The organism is Winogradskyella litorisediminis, from assembly GCF_042675765.1.
Lineage (GTDB): Bacteria > Bacteroidota > Bacteroidia > Flavobacteriales > Flavobacteriaceae > Winogradskyella > Winogradskyella litorisediminis.
This window is the reverse complement of record NZ_JBHTJL010000006.1, coordinates 1-7,844: the sequence shown is the minus strand read 5'-3', so window position 1 is coordinate 7,844 and position 7,844 is coordinate 1. Positions and strand designations below refer to the sequence as shown.

Sequence of the window (7,844 nt, the reverse complement as noted above, 5' to 3'; positions counted from 1 at the left end):
ATTTTTCCATTCCATTTAAATTCGGCACGATTTGATTTTGAAGGACGTTATTGGAATATTCCAAATATACTTTGTTTTCGGAATCGGTTTTGTATTCAGTCGTTAAGATTCGGTCAAATTCAGAAACAATAGAATTCAGTTCCGACAATTCGGGTTCAGTCCAAATTCCATTGAAATTGTCAATTTTACTTTCTTGTTTACAAGCTGAAAGTATAGTTAAAAATAATATTAGGATACGTTTTTTCAAATTGTAGGTAACGGTCTTGTATATGGCTCGTAGCGTGTTAATTAGAAAATTATTTTCAGATTAAGCACAAGCCAGATTTTTAAATTTTACTATTTATCTTTTTTCTTGGAAATCGTCAAATTTAAAAATTTGGCGACTTTCCAAATATGCCTTATCTTCGATTAAGCAACTGACTAGCTATGAGCTATATACGTTGTTACCCACAGGCTTTATTCGTTTTAATTCGTTTCGTAAAGTATCGGTTTTGTTATTCCTTTTTTTAAATAATTTTCTTTATTCATCTCAAAATGCATTTCCGTCATTCCATTTAAATATTCTTCTATTGGCTCAAGTCCAATTGATTTCCGTCGTTTATTAACATTTAAACTGTCAGCTAATTTTTTCGGATATGCCTGTCCATTGTTCATATTGTAGGTCACTTGTGTACCATAAACTTGTGCTTTTCCTGTATTTAGATTTACTCGGTCAACTAAAAGTCCGTAATTAGTTGAAATTGCGTTTTGTTTGTCAACTTCCTTTTTCATTTCAACTAAAACTTCTTTTTGAAATTCAGGATTGTGGTCAGAATGTTGTGCAATTAGCCAAAAATTTCTTGAACCATTTTCTCCAGCTAAATTGAAACCAACAAATCCAAATTCATCAAGAATTTCTTTAGCTCGCTTTTGATTTTTCAGATAAACACTATCCTTAAATAGTTCCCATTTCTCTTGTGTGAGGTGAGAATATTTTTCAGGTGGGAAAGCATTAGAAGCAACAATTTGGTCAATTTCTACCATTCTCTCAAGTTCATCAGCTAATTCTTGATTAAACTCCGTTTTTAGGTCTGGTTTATTTTTGTCGGTATTCTTTTCCTTACATCCTAAAAATATAAAACTAAAGATAATTATTCCAATAACTTTGTTCATTGCACGATGTTTTTTTCAGCTTGTAGGTAACGGTCTCGGCTATGAGTAGTTGCGTGGGTTAGCACTTAACTTTGCAAGTACGCACCAAACTGAAAATCCGCGAGGATTTTCAGAAGTAGGCGAGAACAAGCAATTACTTATAGCCATTGTTAGCCACTGGCTTTTATATTTTGAGTTCAGCAGCCACGCCATATACAAGTTCATTTATTGTTTTAATTAATTCATCAATAGCCTTTTCATCAGTGACTACAATTTCACCTTCCTTTGTCTTTCCATTTCTATGAACCAAATCGTGTCTTTTCAATACATATTCGTAAGCATCTTTAATTTTAGGAAACTTAATTCCAAAAGTGTCTCGATACATTTCTCTAACTGTGGGTAAATTATGATATATCGTATCAAGCATTACTTTTTTTGCCGTTTCCTTTAGCTTGTCATACTGTTCATAGATTTCTTTAAGTTCAAATTTTCTTTTTCGAAATTCTGGATGAGTTTCAATGAAATTTCTAAAGTACTCTTCATTATCAAAAGTCAGGTTTATAAATACATCTGCGAGAAATGTTTCCATTGTCCCGATAATTCCAATAAACATTTGCCTATTTAAAACAGCTTTGAGGACTTCATCTGGCATTTTTAAGTGTGTTAGAACCTCCAAGTTTGCAATCTCATCTTTATATTTTTTGACAAATTCTTTATTTTGAGTTATTGCATCAAACTGTTCATCATAATCATATTCTGAATCTAACTCCCAAGGTTCCAAATAAACTCTGCGTCCATCTTCTAATCTGTTAATTTTTTCAAGAATCTCTTTAGGTGAATCTTCCGAAAATTCAATTCTATAATTATAGATTAAGCCATCTTTACTTTCGTCCGTTTCTATTTCATATTCCAATTCCACAAGGTCAAATAATGATATATCCAAGATTTTAGCAATTCTTTCTCCTGCTTCTTTTTCTTGAATTTCAATCATTAAGTCACTCATTTTCCCCATAGGATATTGTTTTTTTCTTTTGTGGCTATTTATTAATTATTTTGCTTAAAAAGTCATTCGGCATTGTTGGTCCTGAATCTTCTTTTAAAAGTCCAGTGTCTGAACGACTAAATAAAGATTGTAAAATTAGTTTCCTATCTTCTGAATCCATTGATGTTCCTTGTTCATTCAACAACGATAGGTATACGAAAGTCAAAGCGTGTCTTTCTTCTGCATCTCGTGATAAATGAAGAGAACTGAACATAATTTTATTTACAGCTCTTATAGCAAATGCCATTAATGCTAAAAATGCAATAAAAATTAAAGACCAACGAACAATAGTAACTTCGTTTCCGTTAAAAACCTGTTTGAAAATATAATCAGGTGCAACAATCAAAATTGCTCCCAATAATATTGCACAAAAACCAATTAGAACCATTAAAATAGTTCGAGCTGTTTTATAATTCTTAAAATAGGTTCTTGCTTTAGTTTGCCAGTATTTTGCAGGTTTTGATAACTCAAGTTTTTTGTCATAAGCAATTTCTAAATTCTCCCTTCTCCCTTTGGATTCCTCGAAAAATTTTATCAGTTCTTTTTTTATTCCGTCATTTTCATCATTCCCCTCAAACCAATCATTAATTAGGGTTTCTTTATTATTTTTTAAGGTATCTATCGCTTCTACATAACTTGTGTATTCCGCATTAGCATTGGTTAAGTGTTCGGTTAAATCTTTCTCGGATTCATTAAGTTGCTCTTGAAACTTATTACGCAGTTTACTTATTGAACTTTTTTCTTTGCTCCTTCTGTTTATAATTTCTGAATAGTCTTTGGACTCAAATTCATAAGCTAATAAAGAGCCGATAAAATCATTTCGGTTACTTGCACGATAAGAGCCAACAACGTAGTAGTATGCTCCTTGAAAACTATCTGGTTTATTCTGATGTATATCAATCAGAAATGCTGTATACGGTGAATCAGAAGTGAAAAAATTAGAGTTACTTGACAATTGTCCTGATTCTTGTCTCCAATAACTATCTAAATTTCCTGAATTTGTCTGATTGTGATGAGAATTAATAAAATTCTCTATTCTGGTCTTTAAGTTAACGAAATGCCTTTTAGACTGCTCAAATTCGTTTGGTAAAGAACTAAATTCCTCCCAGCCACTTATTTGTTGCGAAAGCCATTTATGTATTGAGCTGAATCCTTCTAATTCAATCGAAAAGTTAATATGAGGATAGCTGATATTGGCAGTCGCTGAATTAAACCAATCAGGTAATTCAGTTTCAGCAATTTTCTTTCTTAATTCAGTTGTTGTCATTTTTCAGCTTGTGGCTAACGTTGATGTATAAGATTAGTGGTGTGTTTAAACACCTAATTTAGTAAACAGATACTTGCCAGAGAAAATTCCGCAGGAATTTTCCAAATAGGCTAAAACTAGCCATTAATTTTATACGGTGTTAGCCACTGGCTTTTTCCGTTACTTTATTCACTTTCACATAAAACCAAGGCGAAGATTCAAATCCGTTTTTTTCATCATTCATATATTCCACCATTTCAGTCCATTTATCATTTTCGCTAATCAGTCCGTATTCGTTTATTTCAATTCCGAACTTTTCAATTAGTTCACTTGCTAAATTGTGGCAATGAAAACTGTGAAATTCACTACTATCTTCAATTCCGATTAAGTCGTATCCTAAAGTCTGCTCGTCTTTGTTTTCTGTAATTCCTTTTTTCAGATTTAATGAAAGTCCAATTTCGCCAAAACTTGTCTTTTCAGGATTGAATAAATTTAATAGTTCGTCTCTTTCTGATTCGGGAAAGTTGATACTCAATATTTTACTCTCTGCTTTAGGGAAAAATGAACTTTTATATTCGGTTAATGTTTCTAAATCGGCAAATGTGCAAATCCAGCCGATTTTGTTTTCCTCCATTTTTTTGTCAGTCCAATTCTGAATTTCTTTAATCAGCTTGTCATTAAGATTAAAGTCCGATTTGGTTTCTACATTAATATTTTTTCCGTCTTCCGCCCACGAAATTGACCAAGCGTCAAAAAATGAATCGTTGATACAAGTGCTACAAGTGTGCAATTTTTTCCCTTCGTAAGTTCCAAATTTGGAATCACGAAGTTTCATTAAATAATATGCTCCAATGTAGTATCTCAAAGTTTTTATCAGCTTGTGGCTAACGGTTTTGGCTATGGTTTCGTTACGGAATGGTACGCGAGTATCATTCCGCCGTAACCATAAATTTAGCAAAAAGGCTTGAAATTCCGATTAGGAATTTCAGCCGTAATGAACTATAGCCGTTGTTGTAGACCGTTTTTATTTATTCAGTTTTATATTAATAATAGTATCGTTGTCTTTTTCTGGAATCAAATGCATTTCTTGATGCGTGAATGGATATCCGATTTCATATTCCAATTTTAGGCTATCAATACCTCTTTTAATTCGATTTCCATTTATGTCATAAAATTTAGCATCAGAATCAAGGATTCCGAATTTTATATAATCTCCACCACAATTGGTGTCTATCCACATTTTTTTTATCGAATAATTTCCGTCCAATTCCAATGTTCCATCCTCATAGTAGTATTTCCAATTTCCAACTTTATAATTATAATGTCTTACACAATGTCCAGAATAACAACATTGAACGTATCTTCCTATCAGGTAATTTCCTTTTGCTTTTAGCTGTCCGTTTTGGTAATACTTTTTCCAAGTTCCAATCCTAAAAGGACTGATTTTTCCGTCATTATATTTCGCATATTGACCAGATTCTATTTTGCTGTTTTCACTTGTTGCTGTTTCTCCACCAAATGAATTATCTACGAATTTTAAAGCATTATTTATTCCAGCATTGTCATAATCGAATTCAGAAACTTTTTGGTTCTCTTTAATAATTACTTTTTCCTTACATCCAAAAAAAAGTGTAATAAAGATTAGAATCAATATTTTAAGAATTACATTTTTCATTCAGTTCCGAGAGATTTGGTCAAATGGTCTACAACGGTCTAGTATTACCGTCAGTTACGGGTTTATATGCGTTAATTTTCGGTTTAGTACTGACTTTAGCAATTCCGAGTGGATTCGGACGTAGTCGAATCCGCCGTAATTGCGGTTATACATTGTTGTACACAGTACTTTTATTTCCATTTTTCTATCAATTCAGTCACACCGTTTTTAATTCCATTATAAAATTCTCCATTTTTAAATTCAGGAATTATGGTTTGGTCAATTACATTTTTGCATATTTCGTCAGTCAAAATCAATTCAGTTCCCAATCCAGTTGCCATTCCGATTTGTCGACAAGGATTGCATACAACGATTGTCAGTCCGTTATTTTTTTCAGCGTCCCCAATTCCCCATTCATTTCCTAAATCAGTCGCGTATTTTTGGATATTGCTGTACGGTTTTATGCTGTCAATTGTTACCACTACAATTTGCCTTGTAGTTTCAATGTCGTAGTCATAAAGAATTTTGGTTAATTCAGTCCGTTGCGATTCCGTAAAGATTTGTCCGTAATCATTTATAATTCCAATCGGTTTTGGAAAATTGCTTTTTCCCCTTTCCGAAAAGTCAAATTCAGGTGTCGTTTGTCTGGTTTCAGTTTCCTGTGCAGAACCTTTGCAGGAAAGCAAATTTAATGTCAGAAATAGGATTAATATTTTAGTTCCGATTTTCATTTTTCGTATTGTGTACAACGGTTCTCGTGTATGATTAGTTGCGTGGTTAAACAACTAAGTTAGCAAACAAATCACAGATAGAAAATTCCAGCGGAATTTTCGTAAGTAATCGATTAACAAGCAATTAATTATACACAGTGTTGGCAATAGTTTTTATTTCTTTCGCTTTTCTCAATCCAATGTTTTGTTTTTGTTCACTGTCATAAATTCTAAAGATTTTTATTGGAAGTGTATCTCTAGGTGGTCTTGGAATAGGAATAGCGTCGTATTTATTATTTAGAAAAAAATTGCTTTTGACTGTTACAGCTAAATTTGCTGTTATAATTGAATCTGGAATTTTCTTGTCGGCGTAAACACTCAAATAAAACCTTTCTGTGCGCAAATCATAGGTTCCGAAATAAGATTCCAATTTCTTTTTAAATTCTTTTATATCAGTTTCTATGGTATTTAAAGAATTGGACAGTTCCGTTTTCGCAACGATATTATCATTCTTTAAATTCATAAAAATTTTCATTCCGTAGACTGGGTCAATTCTTTTTAATTCAATCGAATCGTTTTTAGGTAAAGTGAATTCGATTCCAAATTTTCTTTTTAAGTATTCAATGTAGTTTTCGGTTTTTAGCAAGCTAAATTTATATTCACCATAATTGTTCTTTAAAGTTCCAAAAAGGCTGTCTTTTTTGTCAGAGAGATTGTAATTAATTAACACCTTATTGATTGTGTCAATTTTATTTCCAAGCGAATCAATACCAAATTCTCGAAGCTCAAATTCAATTTGAGATTTATTAGCACTCCATTCTGTTCTATCATAAATTCCGTTGGGATAACTTGGAATTTTCAGAACTAAACTGTCAGGATAAAAATGCCAAGTACTGTATTCATTTTCTATTTCACGCCAATTTCCAATTAGTTCTTTTTCAGATGAATTTTGCCCGCAAGTAAAAACCAATAGAATTAGCAGAAAGTTCGATATGTAAACGGATTTTTTCAAATTATTGCCAACGGTATTGTATATGATTAGTTGTGTTGGCTGGAACTAAGTTAGTAAAAGGAAACGAACCTACGGAAAATTCCGCAGGAATTTTCCGAGTACACACAGACCGAACAATTAATTATATACGTTGTTGGCAAACGTTATTTAATTCTTTTTTGTTCCACCTTTAATATTCCGATGGTTATTGGTAAAAGTGTTAAAATCATTAAAAGTCCAATTCCATAATAGAAATCTTGAAAAGAGGAGTATATATTAAAAAGCGTTCCAACAAAGTATATAAAAGAGAGTATTACAATTAATTTAATCAGTAATATTTTCCATTTTTTATTTTTAACAAATTGAAATCCTATTGCTAATGTTAATAATGGAATATAGAAGATGAAATCCGTAGATTCAACTAGATATATTGGAATCCAATGTAAACTTTCATATTCCAATATATTACCATAAGTGTAATAAAAAGGAAATAATAGTATTACCAGTAAAATAATATTTAATAAGGTTATTAGCTTATTATTCTTAAGATATTCCCAAATTCTCTGTTTCATTTTAATTAATAAAAATATCCTTGATTGAATTTTATTCTGTGATTATTTTAACAGTGATTTCACTAACTCCATCTTCGGGTGGTCCAAATCTCAATTTTGCTTTTGCTCCACTTAGGAAATCAGTCTTTTCTAAAGTCGATTTGATTCCGTTGAATAATGATTCGGCATTTGGTCCATACATATATAAAAAGCCATCACTAAAATCCGTAGCAATTTCATGTCCATCATATTCGCCCAAGTTGTTTTTCTCAATTATATCTTTAAGCTTATCTCTTAATTCATAAATTTTTTGCATTCCCTCAATTTCATACTTAAAATGAATGATAACTGCTTGTTCAATTTCCTCTTTGATTGCTTGAGAAGGTTGGATTGTTTTAGAATTAAAAATCTTATTTAAGAGCCCCATCTTTAATTTTCTGTAATGTTTGCCAACGTTTATGTATAAGGAAAGTTGCGTGTTTGTGTGCGAGGATTTTCCGAAGGAAAATCAGAAGCTAA

At 31.8% G+C, this 7,844-nt stretch carries 9 protein-coding genes; all 9 read right to left on the bottom strand.

The features are described from left to right. A partial coding sequence (locus ACFQ1Q_RS02245) for a hypothetical protein (protein ID WP_386127555.1) occupies window positions 1-247 on the bottom strand: 247 nt, incomplete at its 3' end. 218 nt (window positions 248-465) lie between these two features. Beyond that, window positions 466-1,152 carry a DUF6624 domain-containing protein gene (locus tag ACFQ1Q_RS02240; RefSeq protein ID WP_386127553.1) on the bottom strand — a complete coding sequence of 229 codons (687 nt, stop codon included), beginning with the start codon at window positions 1,150-1,152 and terminating at the stop codon, window positions 466-468. 163 nt (window positions 1,153-1,315) lie between these two features. Beyond that, window positions 1,316-2,122 carry a hypothetical protein gene (locus ACFQ1Q_RS02235; RefSeq protein ID WP_386127551.1) on the bottom strand — a complete coding sequence of 269 codons (807 nt, stop codon included), beginning with the start codon at window positions 2,120-2,122 and terminating at the stop codon, window positions 1,316-1,318. A 46-nt stretch (window positions 2,123-2,168) separates the two neighbouring features. Continuing rightward, window positions 2,169-3,440, bottom strand: a complete 1,272-nt coding sequence (locus tag ACFQ1Q_RS02230; protein WP_386127549.1) for a DUF6161 domain-containing protein — start codon at window positions 3,438-3,440, stop codon at window positions 2,169-2,171. Window positions 3,441-3,579: 139 nt separating this feature from the next. Next, entirely contained in the window at window positions 3,580-4,284 is a 705-nt protein-coding gene (locus ACFQ1Q_RS02225) for a hypothetical protein (RefSeq protein ID WP_386127547.1), read from the bottom strand. A 159-nt stretch (window positions 4,285-4,443) separates the two neighbouring features. Next, window positions 4,444-5,070 carry a toxin-antitoxin system YwqK family antitoxin gene (locus ACFQ1Q_RS02220; protein ID WP_386127545.1) on the bottom strand — a complete coding sequence of 209 codons (627 nt, stop codon included), beginning with the start codon at window positions 5,068-5,070 and terminating at the stop codon, window positions 4,444-4,446. 194 nt (window positions 5,071-5,264) lie between these two features. After that, the gene (locus tag ACFQ1Q_RS02215; protein WP_386127543.1) at window positions 5,265-5,804 is read right to left on the bottom strand and encodes a TPM domain-containing protein; all 540 of its coding nucleotides are present in this window, start codon (window positions 5,802-5,804) and stop codon (window positions 5,265-5,267) included. Window positions 5,805-5,928: 124 nt separating this feature from the next. After that, window positions 5,929-6,795 carry a hypothetical protein gene (locus ACFQ1Q_RS02210; protein ID WP_386127541.1) on the bottom strand — a complete coding sequence of 289 codons (867 nt, stop codon included), beginning with the start codon at window positions 6,793-6,795 and terminating at the stop codon, window positions 5,929-5,931. 582 nt (window positions 6,796-7,377) lie between these two features. Next, window positions 7,378-7,752 carry a hypothetical protein gene (locus ACFQ1Q_RS02205; RefSeq protein ID WP_386127539.1) on the bottom strand — a complete coding sequence of 125 codons (375 nt, stop codon included), beginning with the start codon at window positions 7,750-7,752 and terminating at the stop codon, window positions 7,378-7,380. Window positions 7,753-7,844 lie beyond the last annotated feature (92 nt).

Coding starts and splice junctions, on each gene's coding strand:
- ACFQ1Q_RS02240 (WP_386127553.1), bottom strand. CDS start 1,152: ATGAACAAAGTTATTGGAATAATTATCTTTAGTTTTATATTTTTAGGA.
- ACFQ1Q_RS02235 (WP_386127551.1), bottom strand. CDS start 2,122: ATGATTGAAATTCAAGAAAAAGAAGCAGGAGAAAGAATTGCTAAAATC.
- ACFQ1Q_RS02230 (WP_386127549.1), bottom strand. CDS start 3,440: ATGACAACAACTGAATTAAGAAAGAAAATTGCTGAAACTGAATTACCT.
- ACFQ1Q_RS02215 (WP_386127543.1), bottom strand. CDS start 5,804: ATGAAAATCGGAACTAAAATATTAATCCTATTTCTGACATTAAATTTG.
- ACFQ1Q_RS02205 (WP_386127539.1), bottom strand. CDS start 7,752: ATGGGGCTCTTAAATAAGATTTTTAATTCTAAAACAATCCAACCTTCT.